Raw genomic sequence first — 24127 nt, forward strand, 5'->3', positions numbered from 1 at the left:
GACCGCTCAGTGCCAGGAGGTACCATGAAAAAGCAAACTGTAGAAGAATTTATAACAAAAATGAAGGAAAAGCCTCAGACCTTTCGCTGGGATGCGGTGCTGGCGTTCGCCAGGGGTAAGACTAATCAGATAATGCAGCAAGACTATATCGATCGTTTTCACGCTAACGAGTCTTACCTGCCGTTAATCGACGATAAGGTCGAAACGGTTGCTGGCAGGGTTTATCACTATCTCGAGAGTCTGCAGGTCACTACGCCAGTGTTGTCATTCATCAATGCCTCGATTGACGATTCGATGGCGCGTTTGCAGTTGCGTAGTGTATCGGGGAAGATGATCGAGGCTGAACAGCCGCCAGGCACCACTCGGCGAGAAATCATGCGTGTCGCAATGGTTGATGGATTGGTTGGGCCGACGCTGCAGATGGATATTAAGCTCAAAGCGGTTACTGGTGGCGTGGGCAAGGCGGGTGAAGTCGTACTCGATATGAGTGCGAAAAACGTGCTTCAGAGCTATTTTAATGGTGTTGATAATGACATTCAGGCTGCGATTCTCGCGAAGCACTTGCAAAACTATATTGACGAAAATTTCAAAGAATCAGAAAAGGTCTACCCTCTGAGCCAGTTGAGGCTCAACGACGAGGATGCATTGCAGCCTGGGGTTTTCATCATCCGCACCCAGGCAGGTGACGAGGCAAATGTCTGGGGTAGCGACGGCTTTGAAGACGGGCTGGTCTTGATATTCGTCGCGCTGAAAGGGAACAAGGCGGGGGACGGTCCCAATAAAGACATGATGTACCTGTTGCCCAAGGGGGGGGAGTATACGAGCAACTTGGTACTTTCCAATGATCTGATTCTCAGGCAATTGTTTGTCCATGAGCTTGGCAAACGTGAACAGTTGAAAGGGGTAGAGTTCAAGCCGAGCACTAAACCGGGAGAGTTGGTGCGCGCCTACTATGCGACTAATGGAAGCATGCAGTACGCGTGGGAGTCAGATGGCTATGAAGAGTCAAATGTTTGGAGAGGGTTCAAGGTAGATAAGTTTGAATGTAAGTTTTCGAAATACGTAGCGGGGGACGATCAGCGTTTGCGTGCTGAAATTATTGGCGAAGATTTTGCCGTGAATTGGAGGGGTTCCACAGAGGAGTGTGAAGGGACCGGGCGTTACAGTCACCATCAAGGTACAGGATGGAGCAGTGTTTATTATGAAGGCTATTACATCTCGAGTTGGACGTTCAGTCAGCGTTTTCAGTGGTCATTGACATCCGTTGACGGGCGTAAACACATAGCGCTCAAGGCAGGGTCGGGTAATTACACCTTCGATACCGTACATCAGCGTGTTCGTGGAAGCGATAATGTAGTAGCCAGAGATGAATACAACAAGGGTCTGGTTAGCGTCAGGCAGGACATGCGTGAAAAGTTCGAATGGCTGCAGGAAGACCTCAGGGCCCTGGGTTTGGAGCTCGATGCCTTCCGGCTCAACGGGCTGCTATTCAGTGATGAAAGTGTTGTGGAGCCCGACGTCTTGCGGGTGCCCGGTGACATGTGTGTGTTGGGCAAACTGTCGGCTGCACGCACTGAATACACACTGACGCCCGCGATGCCCGTTGTCGCAGCGGGGGTGCCTTTCACATTCACAATTGAACCCGCCTCCAGCGGATTCCACTGGGATGTCGAAAATGTGCCTGGTGATACGGGAAATGCGGGAGAAATCGTAAATGGTGTGTATACACCACCGCCTGCCGAAAGTTTTGGGCACACGTTCAAGCGGGTGATTGTAACTGCCAGTAAAGGGGAGTGGACGGGCAAGGCTTTGGTCAACGTGGTAGCTACTCCGCTCTCGGTGTTCCCTTTGGTGGCGAGTGTTGCCACAGGAGCCGAGTTCACCCTATGGGCAGCATCAGTTGATGGAAAGGCATTGACGGCAACAGTCGAAGGTAATGCGGAAGGCGACGTGGTTACGGACGATGATCCTCTTGTACAACAGATCTGGAAGTATAAAGCGGAGATTAAGGTGCCTGAGGAAGGCTGGTCATCTCCTCTGGAGGACCTGCTGGATTACGTGTTGCGTGTGGACAAAGTGATGATCAAGAGTGCGTCCCACGGTGTTTCGAACGAAATAGCCATGATTGTTCCCTTGATGTCGGTAGGACAATACTTCGTCAAGGTCCAGGAGGCTAAGTCGAGAGGGGAAACGGCTGCATTGCAAATGGGACTTTGGACTAAGACATTCACCGGAGGTGAACGCCAGATACAACCTGAGGAAGTATGGTGGCGTTTGCTGGTGGGTAAAGGGACGCTTGACGAGAACACGGGAGTCTATACGCCGAAGGCAGGTGTACATGAGCATTATATCGCCGTTGCAGGGTTACATATTACGTTGGCCTACGATGAAGACGGCAAGGAGATAATTGACCTGCAGGCCTTCGGCTACAAGATCATTCCGGTGCCATTTGTTTCGCTGGAAAAATTGAACAGTATTCTCGGTGACGCAGCTCAGGAGGTGTCTCATGGCTAATGATATCGTGCAGGGTTCAAGCGCCAATATTGAAGTTGATTCAACGCTGGGCTGGGGTGCGATCTTTGGCGTGAGCAAAGCTGCCCTGGATCTGCAACTGCAAGAGCGGTTTCTTGAGCGCTATCGCCTGCAAAGCTTTTCACCTGCGTTCAATGATACCTTTGCCATCCATAATGGTGGCCGGCAATGGGCTGAGTTTTCCGGGCTGGTCATGGGGCCACCTGAGCTGGACTTCAGCAGAACAAACCAGCTGGACGACTGGGTCAATGCGCGCCTGGAGTTGATTACAGGCGACTTCACAGTGGTTACCAGGCTGCCCGGTCATCCGCCGTTGATCGAGTCCAGTTCAAACATCGTCAAGGGCATGGGGCTCTATCTACAAGCGCGGGTTCAGGTGAGCACTGCTGTCGATAGTGATAACGGCTACCTGACCGTGAACATTGACTGGTCCAGTGCCGAGCAATTCAGCTGCAACCTGGGGCGCACGGATTACGCCCAGCAAGTCATAGCGAATGCCTTGGGTAAGTGGCTCAAGACGATGCCGGTCAGCGAGTTGCTTAGCTGGGATCTTCGCGGTTACGGCGCTTTCGATCCTAATTATGTGAAGGTGCTGACACAACCCGCCCCCTGGACAGCGGAGCCTGATGCCGAGGGTGATGGCGCGGTGCTGTTGTTCATGCAATTGAACAGTGATGTCAAAGAGGGAACCCTGCCGTTGCCCAACGCTCCGTTACCCTATTGGTTGACGCGTGATGCGGGCCCGCAAGTGGCCATATTGGGCGCGGACTACATTGACAAGTGTGGCTACCCTGCCACTGTCGCGGCTCAAGCACTGAGCCTGCGAAACCAGCGGCAACTTACCTGGAAGATGAAAGGCAGAAATGGTGTAACGCTGGGTAGTCTGGAAGACACCCCGGAAACACGTCGAGTCGAGCCTGCCTTGGCAACGCTTGCCGCAGGCAATACTCAGGCCTTTGCCTTGAAGGGTGTCGCCAATGCGGACTGGAGCGCGACCAATACCTACCTTACCAGTGCCAGCGGCAGCATGACCCAGGAAGGGGTTTACACCAGCAAGGCGTCGACGGAGTTTGTCAAGCAAACGCAACTGGTCCTGGTGGACGGGCAGAAAACTGGAGAGGAATCATCCGGTACAGCCTTGGTGGTGGAGGCCCGTGAGGCGATTCAGATCTACCCGCGGCTTGCAGTCTGGGAGCTCGGTCAGCCGGCGATCGAGATGCGAGCATCAGGAGGGAATGGCAAAACCTTGAAGTGGAGAGTGGTGGGTGAGGTATGGGGCGAGTTCGGTGCCTCGGAAGGTGCAGAGAATAGCTTTACGCCGCATATATCAGACACTTTTCTACCATTGGTTCGGCTACAGCAGTTTGAGGTTACCGATGGTGAGGTGACGGGCAGCGCCTGCGTGGTCATGATTGTCTGGCCGGCGGCCCGGGTGGTAACCCCGCATTACGTGCGCAGGGAACACACCACCGGCCCAATGGACTTCAAAGTTAGCTGGGGAGCAAAACCAGGCGTCAACCTTGACGGCTATAGATGGGAGGTTTTCGGAGACGGTCATATCGATGAAAACAGTGGGCGCTATACACCACCCGCAGCTTCGACAAGGTCCTGCAGTGTAGTCATGGCAAGCCAGGACGATCAGTTTACCGGTTACGCAATTATCGAGCACGGTACACGCACGGCCAAATCCATACAGCCGACCAGTTGGGTGGATTTGGACAAGTTCTATGTGAAGGCAACAGGGGCGGGCCGAGGGTATGCCAATGGCCTGCAGCAGATCGAGGTATTGGTAACCATTCAAACGAAGGTAAATGAAGGGGAACCGGACGTTAAGGTCAGCCCGGAAGACCTCAGTACGCTCAGGTTCTACTCGAGGGGTGGCAGCGAACTGCCAATTATTGAAGGCGATGTGGGCTTTACACCCCCCGAGGATAGTTCTGACCCAGGTTCCTGGAAAGTCAATTTGCTTCATAACCCTCGCTATGCAATGTTGACTGGCTCTGGCGCGGTGTCAGCTGCCGAGCTCCATAATGAACAGGCTACGGTGTATAAACGATACTATCTGCAAACGACGAGCGTGCTGGCGCAGGAGTTCTATGCTGTTTTTACCCGAGCGGCTGATGATATGCCTTTTAATTCGCAAGTCGTATCCTCAGATAATGGGGTGGTCAAGCTCCAGGGGGTGGAGCGTCCGGCTTATTCAGTTGACGCTTACACTGTCGGGGTCACTCGTGTTGATCAGGACCCGAATGGTCAAATTTATGACGGTGATACGTTCAGTTACATGGAGTGGACGAAAGATAGCTACCGACTCAACCTGCAACGGCAAGGCGTGCGTATTCCATTTGTAAGTGTGGTGCTGGGCCCCGATGACAATAAATCCGCCGTACGCTGGGAGTCAGAGCAATTCTCTGAAGGAGGCGTAAGTTATACGTGCTTTGCCTTGGGAGGCAGTGAGTCAAATGAGAAGTTTACGTTGTCTGGGTGGTTGCAGCGGTTGAATGCACAGCGCCGTGTTCAGTTGAGAGATGATTTTGCAGACCATCAAGGGCCTGCACGGGGTGAGTTTATGGTGGGCCTGGTTCGGCTGTCGAATTTTTCGTACCGTCATCCGGAAGATAGTCCTGAACTCTATGAGATACCCGAGGGGTTGGATCGGCCATTCAAGTTCATGCTTGTAGATAATGAAGGTAATCGCCACTACCTTCAATTCAATTACGAAGTGGGTGCTCATCGGCGCAACAAACTGTTACTTGAATTGCAGTCGGGTGTGAACTAGCTAAGTTCGCCCCGCGCTTCCTACACGAGCAGAGTTTATTTGTATGAATAGCCAACCGATCGTCCATTCGAATGCGTTCAATTTTTTAAGTTTCCTGAATCACAGCGTCGACCCACGCACCGGCCAGTACACCCTCGGCATCGAACTGCTGTCACTGGTCGGTAACTACCTGATCGGCCCCAATCTCCCCTTGCGCCTGGCCTTCAATGCCCTGACGCCAGAAGACACTGGCTTTGGCAAGGGCTGGACCCTCAACCTCAGCCGCTACACCCCCACCACCAGCTCGCTGCAGGTACACACCGGCGAACAATTCCATGTCGATGGCGGTGGCGCCGAACCGAAAATCAGCGAGCAGAAGCTCAAGAGCTTCCGCTTCCTGGACGATGGCAACGGCGAGTACAGGATCGTGCACCGCACGGGCATGGTGGAACAGCTGAAAGTCATCCGCTCGGGCGGGCTCGATATTGCCGTGCCTCATCGGGTCTATGCGCCATCGGGCCGCTGGATCGAGCTGAGCCATGAAGGCCGGTTCGGCGAACATCGCTGCCTGTCCAGCATCGTCGACCGTAGCGGCCTGAAGCTGCTGTCCGTCACCTATGAGAACAACCTGATCACCTACCATCTGCACCCAGATTTCGGCGAAACCCGTTACGAGGTAGCGCTCAAGGACCGTCGGGTAGAGCGCGTGACCCTGCCGAGCCATGATCGTGGTAGCTGGCGGTTCAAATATGAGAACAGCGCCACGACGCAGAACATGACCTGCCTGACCCGGGTCGAGACGCCGCTGGGCAGCATCGAGACGATCACCTACGACGATGCCGGTCACCAGCTCCTCGCCGGCGCCCCAGTGGCCCGCATCCCACGGGTCAAAACCCACACGGTCGATCCTCTTGCCAATCAGCCGGCCTTGACTACCACCTACAGCTACCCCAACGACCGCAACTTCCTGGGCTTTGGCAGCGGGCTGAACTGGGAAAAGGACAAGGACAACCTGTACCGGGCAAGCAGCGATTACTTCTATGAAGTCCACGTCAGCGAGGCCAGCGAAGGCAAAGAGTTGCGCAAGGCCAGCTACCGCTATAACCGCCATCACCTGCTGACCCTGCAAACCACCGCGCAGTACGGCGATGTCATCGAAGATGTGACGGAAGATGCGCGCAAGCAGGACTGGCATATCCAGGAAACCGAGACGGTTTACCACGAAATCCCGAACGTCGGTTTCGAGTATCAGCTGAACAACTTCCAGCAGCCCTACACCGTGACCCAGCGCTGGCGGCTGGAAAGCGACAGCACCGCCCTGCGTGAAGAAGTCACCACCACCGAGTACGATCCCGAACATGGCAACCTGATCCTTGAAGAACAGCCCAACGGCATCGTCACCACCTACGCCTACTACGACAAGGACGGTGAGGACGGTTGCCCACCGGACCCGCAAGGGTTCCAGCGCAGTGTCAAGTCGACCACCACCACGCCTAGCAAAAAGCCGGGCTTGGAAGGGCAGGCCAGGGTGCTGCTCAAGCATTATCGTTATACGCCTATCGACTGTATCGTTTCCAAACTCGATCGGACGCTCCGACGCAAGCTGGGCGAGTACTGGCTGGAAGTGGAGCGCGAGAGCCTGTACGAGGGCAGCATGGAACCCGGTGGGCTGTTGAGTGAAACAAACTACGTGCATATCAGGTCGACATCGGACAGCTTGCGTCATGGCCGTATTGAATCCCAGACGGTTGTGCGAAATGAACAAGAGACACTGACCACGTATGGCTATGAGATTTTGACACCACAGTCACATCCGATACTTGAAGAAACTCAGACGGTTATCGGCTTTGATCATGACGAAGTGATGGAGGACGGGCAGCTACGTGATTCCAGCAAGGAGATAACGGTTCAGCATTCGGTATTGTTCGGTGAACCGATGCTGAGCCAGGATGATAACGATGTAAAAATTGCCTGTGAGTACGATTGGCTGCGCCGCGTCGTCAAGGAGACCGTGTCACCCGATGATCCCGACTATGAGGCCTCTCGCCGTTATCAATACTTCCTTACCTCCACCCTGGGCCAACAAGCCAGCCAGATTGAGTATAACGTCAGCGGCGTGGCCACCCAGACATACGTCAATGGAAACAACAAAGTCGTCAAAACCCAGCGGTATGACGCCGATGCGGCGCAAGCCTCGCGGCGGGATACGTTCCGGACGAACTATGAGGCTTACTTCGATCCGCTGGGCAATTTGATTGCCGAGGATGAGTATGACTGGTTGGGGGATAAAGACCTGGTGCTTTCCAGTACGATGCTGTTCGATTCCTGGGGCCAGCAATATTGTGAAATTGGCCCTGACCATATCTGGCGTTACGATGTGACGGACCCGATTGGCACAGTGGCATCGGGGGGAAGGCCAATCCAGACCAGCTGGACGCAGACAAAAGATGGCAAATTCAAGACTGGCAAAAGCATCACTTGGCTGAATGTGTTCGACAAGCCCGTGCAGGTTGAACGCGTGCGGCTGAATGGCGGTAGGGAAAGCCTGCATCGCTATTATTACGATGGCTTGGGGCGGACGGTGCGAGAGGTTGATGCGCGTCAAGCGATCACACGCTTTGAATACGATGCGTTTGATCGGCTTGTCAAGCACACCTTGGCAGACAACAGCGTGGTATTGCGCGACTATGCGCGTTATACCGATGAGGATAAACCGGTCAAGATATCGGTGAATGGAAAACTGTTGGGCGAGCAAGTATTCGATGGGCTCGGTCGCATGATCCGGTCTATCACCGGTGGCCGACCCAAGAACTATTTCTATAAAAAGGGCCAACTTAAGCCTAGCCAGGTGAAGACGCCCAAGGGGGGGCTGATCGACTACGATTATGTTCCGAAACTTTCCGAAAAGCCCATCTTGCGGCGTTCAGTAGGGGTGGATGACAGCTTTGTTTACGACCGGAAGAATGCACGACTGATGAAGTGCGTTGAAAACGGTGTGGTTATTGAGCGCGACTACTTCAGTACTGGCGAGCTTCGCTATGAAAGCCGCTCCGACGGAGGCAGCGAGCTATACGAAATGCATTATGAAAAAAGCCTTCGTGCGCGTGATCTGGGCTATACCGATGTCTTCGGTGCCAGGCAAAAATATGAATACGATGAGGCAGGTCGCCTGGAATCGACGTCGCTTGGCACCACCCATGCCGTGTTCACCTACGACGAGTTGGGACGTATGCGTAGTTTCAAAACCACTGATGGTGAGCAATGGCTAGAGACGATTTTGAGTTACGACGATTTTGATCGGGAGTGTGAGCGTATCTTCCGGATGCCGGGCGAAGTTCAGGTCCTGATGCAGCGTTATGATGGGTGTGACGCGCTGGTGGAGCGAAAACTGCTGGGTAACAAGGTCACCTTGCGTGAAGAACACTGTGGCTACGATCCTCGCGCTCGGCTGATCAGTTATACCTGTAGTGGGCCATTGTCGCCAGAGGACCCTTACGGCAAGATCATCAATAGCCAGGACTTTGAATTTGATGAAGTGGACAATATCACCTTTGTCACCACACGCTTCTTCGATGCGACAGGGACGGTCGAACTCAAGAATCTGGCGAGTTACAACTTTGAAAATGAGCTTGACCCTGCACAGCTTACATCCATGACCAATTCTCATGAGGATTATCCGTCATTCATTGAATTTACATATGATAAAGATGGTAATCTCACACGGGATGAGCAGCAGCGGGTTTTGGAATACGATGTGTTTGGGCGGTTGAGTCAGGTGTCACTCCCTGATGGCCGTATCGGCGATTATGGTTATGATGCGACAGATCGTTTGATCAGCCAGTCAGGCACTGATGCGGCCGTTTGAAATGCGCCCATCCTGACGCGGTGTGAAAGCGTAGTTAAAAAAGTTCTAAATATACCGCTATTTCGCGACTGCACGGTGTCATCGTTGGATGTATCGGCTGGCGTGAAGTAGCGGTTTTTTATGTGTGATCGTGCCTGACTCCGAAAATCCGGGTCTTTTGCTGTTGTCCGATTTTGTCAAGCTGATAAAACTGCTAGTTGTGGTGCGCCTGCAATGGGGTCAGAGTCGGTGGCACGTTTCTTCAACTCTCACCATCGGAGCAATACCATGAGTCGATTGGGTAGAATATACAGTGATGCGGAACTGAATCGCCGTGATTGTCGGAAGCAGAAGCGAGATGGAGTGCAGCGCAACGCCTGCACGCTGGCTGATCCGGCACCGCGAGTGGACCCGAGTGTATTAGCGGACGCGACTGATGGAACGGTCTGGGCAGAGATCTTGAAGGACCCCGCGAAAGATTTGGTCATCGAAATCGACAAGTGGAACCTGGCGCCGCCTCCAGGTGAGTTCGATACGTTGCATGTTTATCATCAAGTCGGCGCTTCGGGGCCAAAACAAGAAATTTTCAGTGGGCGATTTGAGGCAGCTGACGCGGGTAAATTCCCGCTTCCTGTCAAGTTGGAAAAGGAAGAACCAAGTTATGGGGGCGATGGCGATCATCTGTTTTTCTATGAAATCGAACTCTATAACGGCATTCCTCCGCAACCGTCGAATACCCTGACGCTACGTTTTGATCGCCTGGGCCCGAATAAAGGGCAGCCAGCTGAAGAAGTGCCGCCTCTCCCGGTCATCACTGACACCAACGTGGCTAACATTGAGCTGACGCTGCCAGAGTATTCCGATAGGGCAGTGGGTGATCATGTGTATTGGTGGGTCACCAAGGAAGTTCCGGTAGGCAAACCTATCTTGGTGCCGGAAGGCGATGCGTCAGTGATCCAGGCGGACCAAAAGCTCGCAATCCGTGAGGCTACCCTCGAGGCGCTCGGCGATGGACAGGCCTATGTGGTCTACCTGTTGAGGGACAAGGCGGGGAACGACACTCTTTCCCTGGTGAGAGACGTATCGATCACACTTGGTGCCTTGCCTACCGTCTTGCTGCCTCCGCAGGTGCCATTGGCCAACGATGGTCTGATCGACCGTGAAGATGCGATGCTAGGTATCATCATCGAGATTCCCGAAATCAAGAACTCCAAACCTACCGATGAGTTCAACCCTCGTTGGGGGAACAAAGACCTGGGGTGGAGGGCAATTGGTCTTGGAGGTTCATCGATACTCGTTTCGGTTGATAAAGCCGTTGTCCGCGATGAATACGGTAAGCCGGAAGAGGGCACAAAAACGATAAACGTCAGTTACCAGGTGCGTCGCGGTATCGAGATTCAAGGTAATGCCACAAACAGCGTGGATGTGAACTTTGAAATGATCGGGCCGGTTGATCCGGGGCCTGACCCGGATCCGGAATGGCCTGACCCTGTGAATCCGCATTTGCCATTACCCCATGTATATGGTGACGGCTCAACAACACCTGACGTCTTGGGGCCGGAGCACGATAGGTTAAACGCAGAGCTGCGCTTTGAGCTCTATGAAGGGCTTCTGAAAGATGATGTGGTGCAATTCTTCTGGGGGGGCGAGCATATTGTGGGCGTCGATTACAAGGTCCTCGATACAGACAAAGCCGGTGATGAAAAGAAAGTCGTGATTCTCTGGGAATATATAAATCGAACCGGTAATACTACTGTGCCGGTTCATTATGAGATCAGCCGCGCCTCAGTACCCAACAAAGGGATCTCAAAAAGTCAGGACGTTGTGGTCAATGCGGTTGTCATCCATCCCGATGCACCTGAATTCGTCGGCGTCAATGCAAGCGGATGGATGACCTGTAATGCCCTCGACATACCTACTGACCCTTCGATTCCGCCAGCTATCCTCGTCAGCGTGAAGAACCTCAGCCAGTATGGGTTGAAGCCCGGTAGTAAGGTGCACCTTTACTGGTGGGCATTGCACAGTACTTCGGGTGACGAGGAGGTTGTCGCCTGGGATGAGGAAATCACCTTGGGTACGGATCACCCTGTCACTGGTTTCGATTGGCGAATCCCCTACGAAGACTACGTCCTGCCAATCTACGACTTCGATAGCAATAACCATAGTGGGCGCGGCTTCGTGCGTTATGAATTCGAGTCAGTCTTGACCGCTTCGGGGAAGCGGGTGCCGGTCATTTCGGACGTGGGCATGGCGAAGTTTGCAATGCATGGCACCACTGATCCTTGCGACTTGCCCTAGGTACTTCTGCTTGGGAGTAGCTAGTCGCAATCAGACTATTCCTACATAAAACTCGGAAAATGAGGCGTAGTTTCGCGCACTTCATTCGCCATGAGCGGCCACGGCGACACGGTGGCCGCCAGATTGAGGTAATTGCCCATGCCCTTTTGCATCCTTGATATCACTGTCCGGCCCCAGCGTGCCATGGCCTGGGCTTTGCTGGCGCCGTTGACGCTGGCAATCGCTACCCATGCCCAGGCGCTTACCCAGGTGGAAGGGCAGCGCACCATTGGTTCGGGTACCCCGCCCGATGACTATGAACTGAAGCCCGGCGCCACCTTGAATGCCATTGGAGCGGACATGGGCTTTGTCCTCCTGCGCTCCGGTACCACCTTCAACATGAATGGCGGCACCGTGAACTCAGGCAGAGTGCGCAACGGGGTTGACCTGGCGGCCAGCAGCAGCGCCGCCATCAGTAACGGCGCCACCATCATCGCCGACTCCTACGGTGTTCGGCTCAACCACGATGGCAAAGGCAACGGTGCGAATGCAACCGTTGCTGATAGCCATGTACAGGGCAAACTTGGCGCCGCCTATATCAGCCAGGACTCTACGTTGAATGTCACCCGCAGCACGCTGGTCGCTACCGGCGAAAACCGCCCTGCGGTGGATATGTTCAAAGGCGGTACGCTCAATGCGCAGGACAGCACGATCACCGGTACCGGTGCAGGGCTGCGGGTGAATGGCTCGACGTCTACGGGCGCCGCCAGCATCAACCTGCAAGGTACGCGCGTCGAGGGCCAGCAAGGCCCGGCGATTCTTGTCGGTCGTGCAGAGCTGCCAGGTGCCTCGGCCGACATTGTCGTGGGACCTGGGTCCAGCTTGGTGGGAGGCAACGGTAACTTGCTGGAAGTGGTTGGCAGCTCACGGGCAGACATGCGCGTCGAGGGTAGCCACTTGCAAGGTGATGTGCGCGCCGAAGCAGGCTCTACCGCCAATCTGACTTTGGATAACCAGGCAAGCCTGACCGGTCGGCTGGAGAACGTTGCCGGGCTTACCCTCAACAACCAAGGGCGCTGGAACATGGTCGAAGACAGTCAGGTGGGCAGCCTGGCCATGAATGGCGGCTTGGTCAGCCTGGGCGAGCCGCGGCAGTTCCTGACCCTGGAACTGGGCACGCTGAGTGGCAATGGCACGTTCATCATGGATGCTGATTTTGCCACGGGAGAAACCGACTTCCTGAAGATCGGTACCGCCACCGGCAGTCACGGTTTGTTGGTAGGAAGTAGCGGTAACGAGCCGGCAAGTGAAAACTCGTTGCATATCGTGCATGCCGATGCGGGTGATGCGCAGTTTTCGCTGGTCAATGGCCCGGTTGACCTCGGTGCATTTTCCTACGAGCTGCAACAGCGCGGTAATGACTGGTACCTGGATGGGTCGCGCAAGATCATCAGCCCAAGCACCGGCGCTGCGCTGGCTCTGTTCGGCACCGCCCCGACCGTTTGGTACGGCGAGCTGAGTTCGCTGCGTAGCCGCATGGGCGAATTGCGGCTGGATGAGCGTAAGTCTGGCGCCTGGATGCGCAGCTACGGCAACAAATACAACGTATCCGAATCTTCGGGTGTGGCCTATACGCAAAACCAGCAGGGTGTTTCGCTGGGGGCGGATGCGCCCTTGCCGTGGGGGGATGGGCAGTGGTTGGCAGGGGCTTTGGCAGGCTATAGCACGTCGGACCTCAACGTTGCGAGGGGCGCCTCTGGCGAGGTGAAAAGCTACTACCTCGGCCTTTATGCGACCTGGTTGGATGCAGCTAGCGGTTATTACTTCGACGGTGTGGTGAAACTCAACCGTTTCGACAACGATGCCAAGGTCAATCTGAGTGATGGTACGCGGACCAAGGGCAGCTACGACAACGTGGGTGTAGGTGCTTCGTTGGAGTTCGGCCGTCACATTCCCCTGGAATCTGGTTATTTCGTCGAGCCTTTCACCCAATGGTCTGCGGTCAATATCCAGGGCGACAGTTATCGAATGAAGAACGGCCTGAAGGCCAGCAACGATGATACCCAATCCCTCTTGGGCAAGGCGGGTGCCACCGTGGGGCGCAATTTCGATCTGGGCGAGGGGCGTGTGGCCCAGCCCTATGTACGTATGGCGTATGTGCATGAGTTCGTCACCAACAACCAGGTCAAGGTCAACCAGCATCGTTTCGACAACGACCTTTCCGGCTCTCGTGGGGAGCTAGGTGTGGGGGTTGCCGTTTCGCTGATGGAGCGTTGGCAGGTGCATGCTGATTTCGATTACAGCAATGGCGACAAGCTCGAGCAGCCCTGGGGGGTTAACCTGGGCGTGCACTACAGCTGGTAAGTGCTCGCCTTGGCTACTGATCTACCGTTGGAGAAGGCGTCATGAAGAGTGTTCGTCGGTTTTGGGTCCGGTTCCAAGCGTGGGTAGATCGCCTCTTCGGGCGCCGTCTGGTTGAGCGGCGCAGTGAAGACCTTGCACCACCAATAGTGGAGGCGATGCTGGAAGACATTGCCGACGGGCAGCCTAACCTGCTTCCCGTTGACGCTCTGGTAGGTCCGTTACGTGTAGAGATACCCATGTGGCCAATTTCGCTTCCCAGTGAGGACGATCCTGAAACCCTCACCTTTTACTGGAATGGCGTTGTACACACAGCGAGAACCTTCACATCGAAAGTGTTGCCTGCGGATTTGATCATTGAAGTGGGAACCGAGTACTTGTTGCACGGCAGACCAACGCTTCATTACGAGGTTCAGATCTACAATGGGGAAACCGGCCGATCGAAGGTTTTACAGCTGACAATCGACCGCGAGCCGCCTGCACTCGGCGGGGATGAAGGCATGTTGGTGTTTCCGGACGAGGTCTTGAACAACGGCGTGACAGCCCAATACCTGGCACTCAACGGCGATAAGTTGGAGGCCCTGGTGCCTGATTACAAGGTACTTGCGGTGGGTGACACGATCACTTACTTCTGGAACCGTAAGCTGAACGATGAGGAGTACGCGGGCGAGCGCACCCTGAACCTGGCAGATATCGGCCAACCAGTGAAACTGGTGTTCGACGGCCAGATGATTCGTGACCGCGAGGATGGTGTGCGCTATGCGTATTACCGTATCAAGGACCGTGCGGGCAACCAGAGCCCCCGTGCGCGTATCGTCGATCTTGATGTCGCTGCAGAAATTGTTCCTCGGCAGTTACCGTGGCCGGAGCTACCGAAAGCAAGCGGCACGGGAGCTACGCTCACGCTTGATCTGAAAGCCTTGACTGGCGACCTGTTTGGAGTACTGCCTGAGGAGGCGGAGGTCTATCCGCAAGACACGCTGGTGCTGCAATGGGGCGAACCCGGTGAGTTGGGCTCGTTGACCCTGGAAGAGTCAGAGGTCAAGGGGCAGTTCCTGATCCCCCGGGACAAGCTCGCCATGCAATCTGGCAAAACGTTGCCCTTTTATTATCAGGTCACCACCTTCGATGGTCAGGTAGTTGAGTCGGTCACTCCGCATCGACAGGTGAGGGTGTTGGCCTTTGCTCCCTACTACCCGATTCCGCAGATCAACGAAGCGGAGGTGGGCTACTTGAAATTAAGCGATGTTATTACCGATGAGGCGCACCTTCGCATCGGTACATGGGCCTATGTAAGCACGGATCATGTGCTCAGGATTGACCTCAAAGGCATTGACCCAACCAAGCCGGTGACATTTGAGGTGGGACCCCACCAGGTGAATGAGAATGAAATCAGGGATCGACTGATTGGCGGTGATGATACGTTGGTCGTGCCCAAGAGCTGGCTGCAGACGCTCAAGCTGGGATCCAGGCTGCAGCTGTTTGCAACGGTCAGCTTCGATGGGGGCCACACGTGGCCCTCTGCACCGAACCTGGGCTCGCAAGATCTGGAAGTGTTGCCTTGATTTCATTCGTCGAGTTGTAGCACTGCAGTGGTGGCAGCGCTTGCGACACCATAATCGTTGATCGTGGAAAACGTGAGTTGCAACTTTGCTCGCAAGGCGGTGTTGCTCAGACGGTAGGTTTGCTCGCCGAATGGCACAGCCATGGCCATGCTGCGCACTTTCTCGGTCTGCTTGCCATCGCTCAACTCCAGGCGGCTGAAAGTGTAGTGGTAGGGGGAAGGATTGTTCACCACCAGGTGGCGCACGCCTTCAATCTTGCGTATCGACCACTGCAGGTGCTTGACATGGTCTTCAGGGCGCCCCTTTAGCTGGCTTGGGCGATGGAACACCTTGATGCGTGTGCGCATCGCGATGTTCAGCACGTTTTCGCTGCGGTCTTGTACTTGTGGAATCTCTTGCAGGTTGAAATAGAACAGGGATTCCCTGTCGGTTGGCAGGTCGTTCGGCAAGTTCTGAATCTGCACAAGTTGCTCCATACCAGGGTCCAGACGGAACAGGCTGGGGGTAGCAATCAGGGGGACGGCGGTGTCGGTATTGTCCTCGTGGGTATTGACCCAGGTCTGGGCGGCGAAAACCTTGGTGCTCGGGTTGGCGACCACGACCGAAGAACTGCGCGCGTCGCTGGCATGGACCACGCGTGTATTACTGATGGTCAGGGCTGCCTCGGCGGCAGGTAGGCAAACGGCCAGACAAAGGCCGAGCATGGCTTGTCGCAAGCCGAGGGAGGGTTGGATGGATTTCATGTGAAGGCCCATGTGTAGCGGGTGGATCCAGGCGCACATCGTGCGGCCTGGAACGGTGTTACTTGAGATCGAAGACGAAGCCGATGTCCGTGTTCGCGTCGCCTGCCGTGACAGGGATGCCGAAGGCGCGGTAGGCCGCGTAGAACAGCATGTCGGTCGGGGCGCTGTCGTCCAGGTCGTAGGCTTTGGACTCGCTACCATTGGCAATCAGGGTTCCGGTATTGTCCTTGATGGCCAGGCCCAGGTTGGTTGCCCCGCCAGCGACCAGTGCGTGCAGCTCGCCGGCAGCGCCTACAGCGCCGTATTTGTCTTTGAACGTTACATAGCCCTGGTTGGTGGTGGTATCACATCCAGTGCCGGGAGTGACACGCATGGCAAAAGGGTGAGAGTTGCCTTCGTCGCCAATTGTGTTGAAGCGTCCGCTGGCGACATTGCCCATTCGGACGTTATCCATTTTGCCCCCGGTTACCGGGTCGATGATTTCGATCGAGCAGGTGCCACTGGTGATCGCCCCTTTGAATTGAATGTTGCCCGTGTTGGCGAATGCCGTGCTGCTCAGGCCCAAGGCCAGGGCCGCGGTTACCAATAACTTTTGCATGACTGTTATCCCCGTTCTCTATAGGAAGGCCTGACATCAGACAGGCGTCAGGCCGGATCTGTCGATACCGGCTGGTCTTGTGAAACCAGCCGGGACGGGGAGCTTAGGAGGGCGGAGGCGGCGGGTATGTAAGTTAAATCAGCATGTGTGGTGGATCATTCGTTTGCCTGAGAGTCGCCACAGGTTTCAGTCATCGGTGGGCTGACCTGCCTGGCTGAGGAGTTGCTTTTGCTGGTGCCAGTCAAAGGGCTCACCGCGTTGCTCGGCTTCATGGCGACGCTCTTCCAGGCTCTGATAAAGCGCCAGCTCCTCGTCCGGCATGAAATGCAGGCAGTCGCCGCCGAAGAACCACAGCAGGTCACGGGGTACCAGATGGGCAATTTGTGGGTAGCGCTGAATGACCTGGCAGATCAGGTCCTGGCCAAGGTATTGGCTTTCCAGCGGGTCCTGAGGCAGCAAGGTGAGCAGTTCGTCGAAGCGTTCGAGGAACAGGGCGTGGCTTTCCTCTGGTACCTGGTCGGCTTCACCCAGCGCTACCAGAATGGTGCGCAGGTGCTGGAGGAGTTGCAGGTGATAGTCCAGGTTAGGGGTGGCCATGGTGAGGTCCTCGAAATGTTGAAACGGGCGCGAAGTATACGTGGCTTGTGGCCAGGTGAAAGCCTGGCAGGGCCGCTTGGCGGCCCTGTTTGAAACCTGGTCAGCGTACCTGGCCCGGTATGGGCTGCAAGTATTGCTTGTCGAAGGCATCCACTGCGATCACCGCCCGGCGCGCTTGCTCGGCGGCCTGCAGCTGCTGGCCTTCTTGCTGTTGAAGGACACCCGCTTGCACAGCGGCATCGATCGGGCACTGCCCCGGCGCTGGCTGCACCACGCCCTCCTTGAGCGCCTGGGCCAAACGTTTGTGCAAGGGGGCGGTGTCGTCCAGCGCATCGCATGCACGCTGCAACGCAGCCACCGCATCACCGTCGGCCTCGGGCCGGAAGCAGCCGGCCAACAGCTGCTCCAGGGCAGGGTCGCCCTTGCGGCGCCCCAGCAACTCGGCCACTTCGGCATCCAGTTCGTCGCTCGGCCCGGTGTGGCGGCGCCCAAACGGGAATACCAGCACGCGCAAGGCGCAGCCGACGAAGCGGTTGGGGAAGTTGTCGAGCAAACGGTCCAAGGCACTTTCCGCCTGGCCCAGGCTCTCCTCCAGCGCCCAGCGCAGCAACGGCTGCATGTACTCTGGCGAGCCCAGGTCGTGGTAGCGCTTGAGTGCAGCAGATGACAGGTAGAGGTAGCTCAATACGTCGCCCAAGCGGGCACTCAATCGCTCGCGGCGCTTCAACGCCCCGCCCAGCAACATCATCGACAGGTCGGCCAGCAGGGCGAAGGCGGCAGCCTGGCGATTCAGTGCGCGGAAGTAGCCTTGGCTCAACCTGTCGCCAGGGGCCTTTTCCAGCGCGCCCAGCCCCAGGCCAAGCACCAGTGTGCTGGCGGCATTGCCGACCGCGAACAGCATGTGCTTCAGCAACAGGTCATCGAATTCGCCGAGTGCCTGGTCGTGGTCCTCACGCCCGGCAAGCGCCATTTCCTGGAGTACGAACGGGTGGCAACGAATGGCGCCCTGGCCGAAGATCATCAAGTTGCGCGAGAGAATGTTGGCGCCCTCGACCGTGATGAAAATCGGCGCGCCCTGCCAGTTTCGCCCCAGGTAGTTGTTGGGCCCCATGATGATGCCCTTGCCACCATGCACGTCCATGGCGTGGCGGATGCATTCGCGGCCGCGTTCGGTGAGGTGGTACTTGAGGATGGCCGACAGCACCGAGGGTTTTTCACCCAGATCCACGGCTTTGGTTGTCAGCAAGCGTGCGCTGTCCATCAGCCAGGCGTTGCCGCCGATGCGCGCCAGGGACTCCTGGATGCCCTCGAACGCGGCCAGCGGTACGTTGAACTGTTCGCGGATGCGGGCATATTGCCCCGTCACCAGGCTGGTGTACTTGGCCGCGCCGGTGCCAACGGCCGGCAGCGAGATCGAACGGCCGACCGACAAGCAGTTCATCAGCATCATCCAGCCCTTGCCGAGCATGTCCTTGCCGCCGATGAGAAAGTCCAGCGGTACGAAGACATCCTTGCCGCTATTGGGGCCATTCATGAATGCGGCACCGAGGGGCAGGTGGCGTTTGCCGATTTCCACGCCCGGTGTATCGGTAGGGATCAATGCCAGGCTGATACCCAGCGCCACGCGGTCACCCAGCAGGTGGTCCGGGTCGTAGGCCTTGAATGCGAGCCCCAGCAGGGTGGCGACGGGCCCCAGGGTGATGTAGCGCTTCTCCCAGTTCAGGCGCAGGCCGATCACGGTTTCACCTTGCCACTGCCCTTGGCAGATTACGCCGGTATCTGGCATGGCGCCCGCGTCGGAACCGGCCATTGGGCCGGTGAGGGCAAAGCAGGGAATTTCTTCGCCCCGGGCCAAGCGCGGCAGATAGTGGTTTCGCTGTTCTTCGGTGCCGTAGTGCAGCAGCAGTTCGGCAGGCCCCAGGGAGTTGGGCACCATCACGGTAGAGGCCAGGTCGCCGCTACGGGTGGCGAGCTTCATCGCGACCTGGGAATGGGCATAGGCCGAGAAGCCTTTGCCGCCATATTCCTTGGGAATGATCAGGGCGAAGAAGCCTTGGGACTTGATATGGGCCCAAGCCGCGGGCGGCAGGTCCAGATCCTGGCCGATCTGCCAGTCGCTGACCATGGCGCAGAGCTGTTCGGTGGGGCCGTCGATGAACGCCTGCTCCTCTTCTGTCAGCGTGGGTGACGGGTAGTCGAGCAAGTTTTGCCAGTTGGGGCGGCCACTGAACAGTTCACCATCCCACCACACGGTTCCGGCGTCGATGGCCTCGCGTTCGGTCTGCGACATGGGCGGTAGCGTGCGCCGGAACCAGTTGAAAACAGGGCGTGTGAGCACCTGGCGGCGCCACTGCGGCAGCATGAGCAAAGCGGCTTTGAGTGCCAGCGCCAGCCACAATACCGCCAACAGCCAGCCGGGTGCATTGCCGAACAGGCCCATCAGCAGCACATAGATTGCCACCGCGCCGAGTATCTGCAAGGGCGGCAAGCGCCGGTGGGTGAGATAGGCTGCGCCTAGTACCATGACCGCCAACCACAACAGCAACATAGTCTTTTCTCCGTGACCGTGGGCTTCAAGCCGATGCAACAAGCGTAGACAGCCTGGCTGCAAAGGCCTGCTCAGAACAGTGACAGAGTATGGTTGGCGGAGTTCGTGTGCCGTGATGCTTGGGAGAGGCAGTTGCTAGTCGCTGAAAAGCTCGAGCATGGCGTCTACCTCGAGGAACGGGTGTGGAATGATGGTCATGGCCCAGTACCAGCTTTGATCCGCCTCGGTCTCGTCAACATCCACGGCCAATATCACCGTGCAGGGTGACGGCGCCTCGCTGTCAGGCGTGAATACCCCTTGGCTGTTGACCTTGCCGTTGCCTGCCAGAACATGCCAGGTGATGTTTTTTAATGGCACGGTCACTTCGTTGCCTGTCATCGAGGTGTAATACATCGACAGTTGCAGTTTGCCTAGTTGTTTCGCGGCCTTGAAATAGTGCGTTTGAGCGAAGTATTCCGATACCCAGGTGGCGTGGGCTTCACCGATACTGGCGGTTGCCTTGAGAATATCGGCCACCGCCGGCAGGAGTATTTGCCGCGTACTGCTTTTGAGCATGGCGGGGATGAGGGTCTTGCAATCGGGGTTGACAATGGCGTTAGGGCTGAGGGGCGCGGGGGGCTGATAGTGCTGAACGCCGTCAATGGTCTTGATCGATCCTGCGCCCGGTTGCTCGACGCTCCAATTAGGTTTGGCAGATTGCGGGGTGGCTATCAGCTTCTGTGGCCCTGCGGTCGAGGAGATGGTCGTGGCCAGCGGAACCGCTCGCAATGGCTCAGGCGTATCGCCAAGGTGGTTGTTGCTCATGTTGTTGGGGTCGATGTTGGAGAATGTTGCCACGAATACATCCGGATACATCAAGCCCCCCTCGGTATACAGCCAACCGAGGGGAGGCAAGATGATGCCGGGAAAAAAACCTATATCGCTCGGCGGGGTGCCGCCCGCAACGATGGGATAATATTTGGCAACAAGGGACATGATCAAGTTGACATTATCTATTTGTTGCTCAGGGAGCGCCAGGGGGGCAGGGGGCTCCTCATAGGGCAATGTGTAGGCCATCCACTGCACGGTATCCTTTATACTGAAATCAAGGTAAATCCAAAGATTCAGTTTGTGCACCAACAGTGGCAAGCGGGTCAAGAGGATTTTCTTCTGTTCTGCATAGTACCTTTCAAAGATCAACATGTCCTCGGGGGCGCCGCTCCAGCTCAGTTTTGGCGTCTTTTTCCAATGCCAGCTTACCGCAGAAACATCGTCATATTCGAGGGTCAGGTAGCTGCTGTCCAGGTCGATAACGAAGGTGAGTGTGCTTTCATCTCTGGGCCCGTAATCACTGAGCTCTCTGATGGTGCTTCCTCGCATCCCTTTGTCCCTGCTGGTCACGATGCGGGTATCTTTTGCTACTCGACGGCGGATAGTAGCGCTTCGAAAGTAGGTGTCGTATTCATGTATTGTCGGCCCGAGGTAAATTGAACTTCTCTCCCAACGTTCACCGGTAACCAGATCTCGTTTGGTAGTGATGATTTCATTGTTTAGCGTATTTGTTGATTGGGCTTGGTAAAAATTTTTCCAGTGCTGGTGGACTTTGTCAATCGGGCAAAACCCATAAAGTACCCATTCTGGGTTTAGTTCTTGAGAGGGTGTGCTCATTGGCTGGATCTCAGGAGGGAGTATTTTTTAGTGTTGGGCTGTAATTACTATATGTCTACTGGCATTTTTATCAGTTGAAAGTTTAAAACGCGTCATTTGAAGGCTGCGGTCAATCTCGATAACGGAGGACGATTGCAGTACACTGCTGGCCTCTGCACTCATGCATAAGGACGTTGTCATGCTGAAGATCTGGGGCCGCAAGAATTCGAGCAATGTGCGCAAGGCACTGTGGATCGCCCATGAACTGGGCCTGGACTTCGAGTCGATCGACGCCGGCGGCGCCTTCGGCGTGGTCAACGAGCCGCACTACCGCGCGCGCAACCCCAATGGCCTGGTGCCGATGCTGGAAGACGGCGACCTGACCCTGTGGGAATCCAACACCATCGTCCGCTACCTGTGCGCCGAGTACGGCGCGGAGCAGGGCTGGTACCTGAGCGACCCGCGTCAGCGCGCCGTGGCGGACAAGTGGATGGACTGGACCACCTCGTCCTTTGCCACGCCGTTCCGCCCACTGTTCTGGGGCCTGTTGCGCACCCCGGAGGACCAGCGCGACTGGGTGGCGATCAACGCCGCGCACAAGCAATGCGCCCAACTGCTGGCCATTGCCGACGAAGCCCTGGCCAAACAACCGTACCTTTCCGGTGACCAGATCGGCATGGGTGACATCCCACTGGGTAGTTTCATCTATGCCTGGTTCGAAATGCCCATCGAGCGCCCGGCCATGCGGCACCTGGAGGCCTGGTACGAGCGCCTCAAGGCCCGCCCTGCGTACCAGGCAGCGGTAATGACCGCGCTGACCTGATCGAACACCACGGCTACTTCGATAGTCATTATCAATACACATGACTGTACTTGTGCGGCCAGGCCAAGCACCATTGGCCGCACTCACTGCGCCAGTGCCTTTACCTGGCGTGTCCTGCACCTTTTTCTCGGTAAGTGACCCGCTATGAGTTCCGCCCTGTCCATCCGACAGCTGACCAAGACCTACGGCAACGGCTTCCAGGCCCTCAAGGGCATCGATCTGGATGTTGCCGAAGGCGACTTCTTCGCCTTGCTCGGCCCCAACGGCGCGGGCAAGTCCACCACCATCGGCATCCTCTCTACACTGGTGAACAAGACCAGCGGCACGGTCAACGTGTTCGGCCACGATCTGGATCGCGAGCCGTCGGCACTCAAGCGCTGTCTGGGCGTGGTACCGCAGGAGTTCAACTTCAACCAGTTCGAGAAAACCTTCGACATCGTCGTGACCCAGGCCGGTTATTACGGCATCCCGCCCAAGGTGGCCAAGGAGCGTGCCGAGCAGTACCTGACCCAGCTCGGCCTGTGGGACAAGCGTGACGTGCAGTCGCGCTCGCTGTCCGGCGGCATGAAGCGCCGCCTGATGATTGCCCGTGCTTTGATCCACGAGCCACGCCTGCTGATTCTCGACGAGCCAACCGCTGGCGTGGATATCGAGCTGCGCCGGTCGATGTGGAGCTTCCTTACCGAGCTGAACCAGAAGGGCATCACCATCATCCTCACCACCCACTACCTGGAAGAGGCCGAGCAGCTGTGCCGTAACATCGGCATCATCGACCACGGCACCATCGTCGAGAACACCAGCATGCGCCAGTTGCTGGGCAAGCTGCATGTCGAAACCTTCGTCCTCGACATCAGGCAGGACCTGACCACTGCACCGGTGCTGCAGGGCTACCCGTGCCGGCTGCTGACCCCGCACACCCTGGAAGTGCAGGTGGACAAGGACATTGGCATCACCGCGCTGTTCGGCCAGCTGGCGCTGCAGAACATCGAAGTGCAGAGCCTGCGCAACAAGACCAACCGACTCGAGGAGCTGTTCGTGTCCCTGGTGGAAAAAAACCTGTCGAAGGTGGCCGTATGAGTGTGGAAATGCGCACCAACTGGGTCGCCCTGAACACCATCGTCTACCGCGAAGTGCGGCGCTTTCTGCGTATCTGGCCGCAGACCCTGCTGCCGCCGGCGATTACCATGGTCCTGTATTTCGTCATCTTCGGTAACCTGATTGGCCGGCAGATCGGCGACATGGGTGGCTTCACCTACATGGAGTACATCGTGCCGGGGCTGATCATGATGTCGGTGATCACCAACTCCTACGGCAACGTGGTATCGAGCTTCTTCGGCAGCAAGTTCCAGCGCTCTATCGAGGAGCTGATGGTATCGCCGGTCTCACCGCACACGATTCTCGTCGGTTATGTGCTGGGCGGCGTGCTGCGCGGGCTGGCGGTGGGCGTGATCGTGACCTTCCTGTCGCTGTTCTTCACCCACCTGCAGGTGCACCACCTGGGCGTGACCGTGGTCGTGGTGCTGCTGACTGCCACCATCTTCTCGCTGCTGGGCTTCGTCAACGCGGTGTTCGCGCGCAACTTCGACGACATCTCGATCATCCCGACTTTCGTTCTGACGCCGCTGACCTACCTGGGCGGGGTGTTCTACTCGATCAACCTGCTGCCACCGTTCTGGCAGACCGTGTCGCTGGCCAACCCGGTGCTGCACATGGTCAACTCGTTCCGCTACGGCATCCTAGGGGTGTCGGATATCAGCATTGGCACGGCGATTACCTTCATGCTGGTCGCTACCGCAGTGCTCTACCTGGTGTGCGTGCGCCTGCTGGTCAGCGGCCGCGGCATGCGTGCCTGAAG

At 56.6% G+C, this 24127-nt stretch carries 14 protein-coding genes; 9 read left to right on the forward strand and 5 right to left on the reverse strand.

The features are described from left to right. Positions 1-24 precede the first annotated feature (24 nt). The 6 genes from R9B85_RS19715 to R9B85_RS19740 all read left to right on the forward strand — a co-directional run bounded on the left by R9B85_RS19715 (position 25) and on the right by R9B85_RS19740 (position 15337). Positions 25-2514, forward strand: coding sequence for a hypothetical protein (locus R9B85_RS19715; protein ID WP_423770485.1), 2490 nt, complete (start codon positions 25-27; stop codon positions 2512-2514). Continuing rightward, a complete protein-coding gene (locus R9B85_RS19720; protein WP_423770486.1) occupies positions 2507-5311 on the forward strand; it encodes a hypothetical protein in 2805 nt (934 codons plus the stop codon). The genes R9B85_RS19715 and R9B85_RS19720 overlap by 8 nt, the downstream gene beginning before the upstream one ends. Before the next feature lie 43 nt (positions 5312-5354). Then, positions 5355-9155 (forward strand): sugar-binding protein, encoded by a 3801-nt coding sequence (locus tag R9B85_RS19725; protein WP_423770487.1) that lies wholly within the window; start codon positions 5355-5357, stop codon positions 9153-9155. Positions 9156-9422: 267 nt separating this feature from the next. Next, positions 9423-11432, forward strand: a complete 2010-nt coding sequence (locus R9B85_RS19730) for a hypothetical protein (protein ID WP_423770488.1) — start codon at positions 9423-9425, stop codon at positions 11430-11432. Between the two features lie 138 nt (positions 11433-11570). Continuing rightward, positions 11571-13775, forward strand: a complete 2205-nt coding sequence (locus tag R9B85_RS19735; RefSeq protein ID WP_423770489.1) for an autotransporter outer membrane beta-barrel domain-containing protein — start codon at positions 11571-11573, stop codon at positions 13773-13775. 41 nt (positions 13776-13816) lie between these two features. Next, the gene (locus R9B85_RS19740) at positions 13817-15337 is read left to right on the forward strand and encodes a hypothetical protein (RefSeq protein ID WP_207879755.1); all 1521 of its coding nucleotides are present in this window, start codon (positions 13817-13819) and stop codon (positions 15335-15337) included. 2 nt (positions 15338-15339) lie between these two features. Here R9B85_RS19740 and R9B85_RS19745 read toward each other — a convergent pair whose 3' ends face one another. From R9B85_RS19745 to R9B85_RS19765, 5 genes are all read right to left on the reverse strand, one after another. After that, complete coding sequence (locus tag R9B85_RS19745) at positions 15340-16080, reverse strand: fimbrial biogenesis chaperone (protein WP_215521116.1); 741 nt, start codon at positions 16078-16080, stop codon at positions 15340-15342. A 58-nt stretch (positions 16081-16138) separates the two neighbouring features. Further along, positions 16139-16678 (reverse strand): fimbrial protein, encoded by a 540-nt coding sequence (locus R9B85_RS19750; protein WP_207879759.1) that lies wholly within the window; start codon positions 16676-16678, stop codon positions 16139-16141. Between the two features lie 186 nt (positions 16679-16864). Further along, entirely contained in the window at positions 16865-17275 is a 411-nt protein-coding gene (locus R9B85_RS19755) for a PA2817 family protein (protein ID WP_112251868.1), read from the reverse strand. A 100-nt stretch (positions 17276-17375) separates the two neighbouring features. After that, positions 17376-19823, reverse strand: a complete 2448-nt coding sequence (locus tag R9B85_RS19760) for an acyl-CoA dehydrogenase (RefSeq protein WP_423770490.1) — start codon at positions 19821-19823, stop codon at positions 17376-17378. A 135-nt stretch (positions 19824-19958) separates the two neighbouring features. Beyond that, positions 19959-21470: a hypothetical protein gene (locus R9B85_RS19765; RefSeq protein WP_313853398.1), complete on the reverse strand. Its 1512-nt coding sequence runs from the start codon at positions 21468-21470 to the stop codon at positions 19959-19961. A 178-nt stretch (positions 21471-21648) separates the two neighbouring features. On the opposite strand from R9B85_RS19765, the gene R9B85_RS19770 reads away from it, so the two are divergent. The 3 genes from R9B85_RS19770 (at position 21649) to R9B85_RS19780 (ending at position 24125) form a co-directional block, all read left to right on the forward strand. Next, on the forward strand, positions 21649-22272 hold the full coding sequence (locus R9B85_RS19770; protein WP_112253347.1) for a glutathione S-transferase: 624 nt from the start codon (positions 21649-21651) through the stop codon (positions 22270-22272). Between the two features lie 144 nt (positions 22273-22416). After that, positions 22417-23349, forward strand: coding sequence for an ABC transporter ATP-binding protein (locus tag R9B85_RS19775; protein WP_112253346.1), 933 nt, complete (start codon positions 22417-22419; stop codon positions 23347-23349). Then, the gene (locus tag R9B85_RS19780) at positions 23346-24125 is read left to right on the forward strand and encodes an ABC transporter permease (protein WP_112253345.1); all 780 of its coding nucleotides are present in this window, start codon (positions 23346-23348) and stop codon (positions 24123-24125) included. Before R9B85_RS19775 ends, R9B85_RS19780 begins: the two co-directional genes overlap by 4 nt. Positions 24126-24127: the final 2 nt, after the last annotated feature.

The organism is Pseudomonas sp. NLJ1, assembly GCF_049486705.1.
Lineage (GTDB): Bacteria > Pseudomonadota > Gammaproteobacteria > Pseudomonadales > Pseudomonadaceae > Aquipseudomonas > Aquipseudomonas inefficax.

What these genes read in the sequence shown, in the direction of transcription:
- R9B85_RS19715 (WP_423770485.1), top strand. Translation starts at nt 25, where the DNA reads ATGAAAAAGCAAACTGTAGAAGAATTTATAACAAAAATGAAGGAAAAG.
- R9B85_RS19720 (WP_423770486.1), top strand. Translation starts at nt 2,507, where the DNA reads ATGGCTAATGATATCGTGCAGGGTTCAAGCGCCAATATTGAAGTTGAT.
- R9B85_RS19725 (WP_423770487.1), top strand. Translation starts at nt 5,355, where the DNA reads ATGAATAGCCAACCGATCGTCCATTCGAATGCGTTCAATTTTTTAAGT.
- R9B85_RS19730 (WP_423770488.1), top strand. Translation starts at nt 9,423, where the DNA reads ATGAGTCGATTGGGTAGAATATACAGTGATGCGGAACTGAATCGCCGT.
- R9B85_RS19735 (WP_423770489.1), top strand. Translation starts at nt 11,571, where the DNA reads ATGCCCTTTTGCATCCTTGATATCACTGTCCGGCCCCAGCGTGCCATG.
- R9B85_RS19740 (WP_207879755.1), top strand. Translation starts at nt 13,817, where the DNA reads ATGAAGAGTGTTCGTCGGTTTTGGGTCCGGTTCCAAGCGTGGGTAGAT.
- R9B85_RS19745 (WP_215521116.1), bottom strand. Translation starts at nt 16,080, where the DNA reads ATGAAATCCATCCAACCCTCCCTCGGCTTGCGACAAGCCATGCTCGGC.
- R9B85_RS19750 (WP_207879759.1), bottom strand. Translation starts at nt 16,678, where the DNA reads ATGCAAAAGTTATTGGTAACCGCGGCCCTGGCCTTGGGCCTGAGCAGC.
- R9B85_RS19755 (WP_112251868.1), bottom strand. Translation starts at nt 17,275, where the DNA reads ATGGCCACCCCTAACCTGGACTATCACCTGCAACTCCTCCAGCACCTG.
- R9B85_RS19760 (WP_423770490.1), bottom strand. Translation starts at nt 19,823, where the DNA reads ATGTTGCTGTTGTGGTTGGCGGTCATGGTACTAGGCGCAGCCTATCTC.
- R9B85_RS19765 (WP_313853398.1), bottom strand. Translation starts at nt 21,470, where the DNA reads ATGAGCACACCCTCTCAAGAACTAAACCCAGAATGGGTACTTTATGGG.
- R9B85_RS19770 (WP_112253347.1), top strand. Translation starts at nt 21,649, where the DNA reads ATGCTGAAGATCTGGGGCCGCAAGAATTCGAGCAATGTGCGCAAGGCA.
- R9B85_RS19775 (WP_112253346.1), top strand. Translation starts at nt 22,417, where the DNA reads ATGAGTTCCGCCCTGTCCATCCGACAGCTGACCAAGACCTACGGCAAC.
- R9B85_RS19780 (WP_112253345.1), top strand. Translation starts at nt 23,346, where the DNA reads ATGAGTGTGGAAATGCGCACCAACTGGGTCGCCCTGAACACCATCGTC.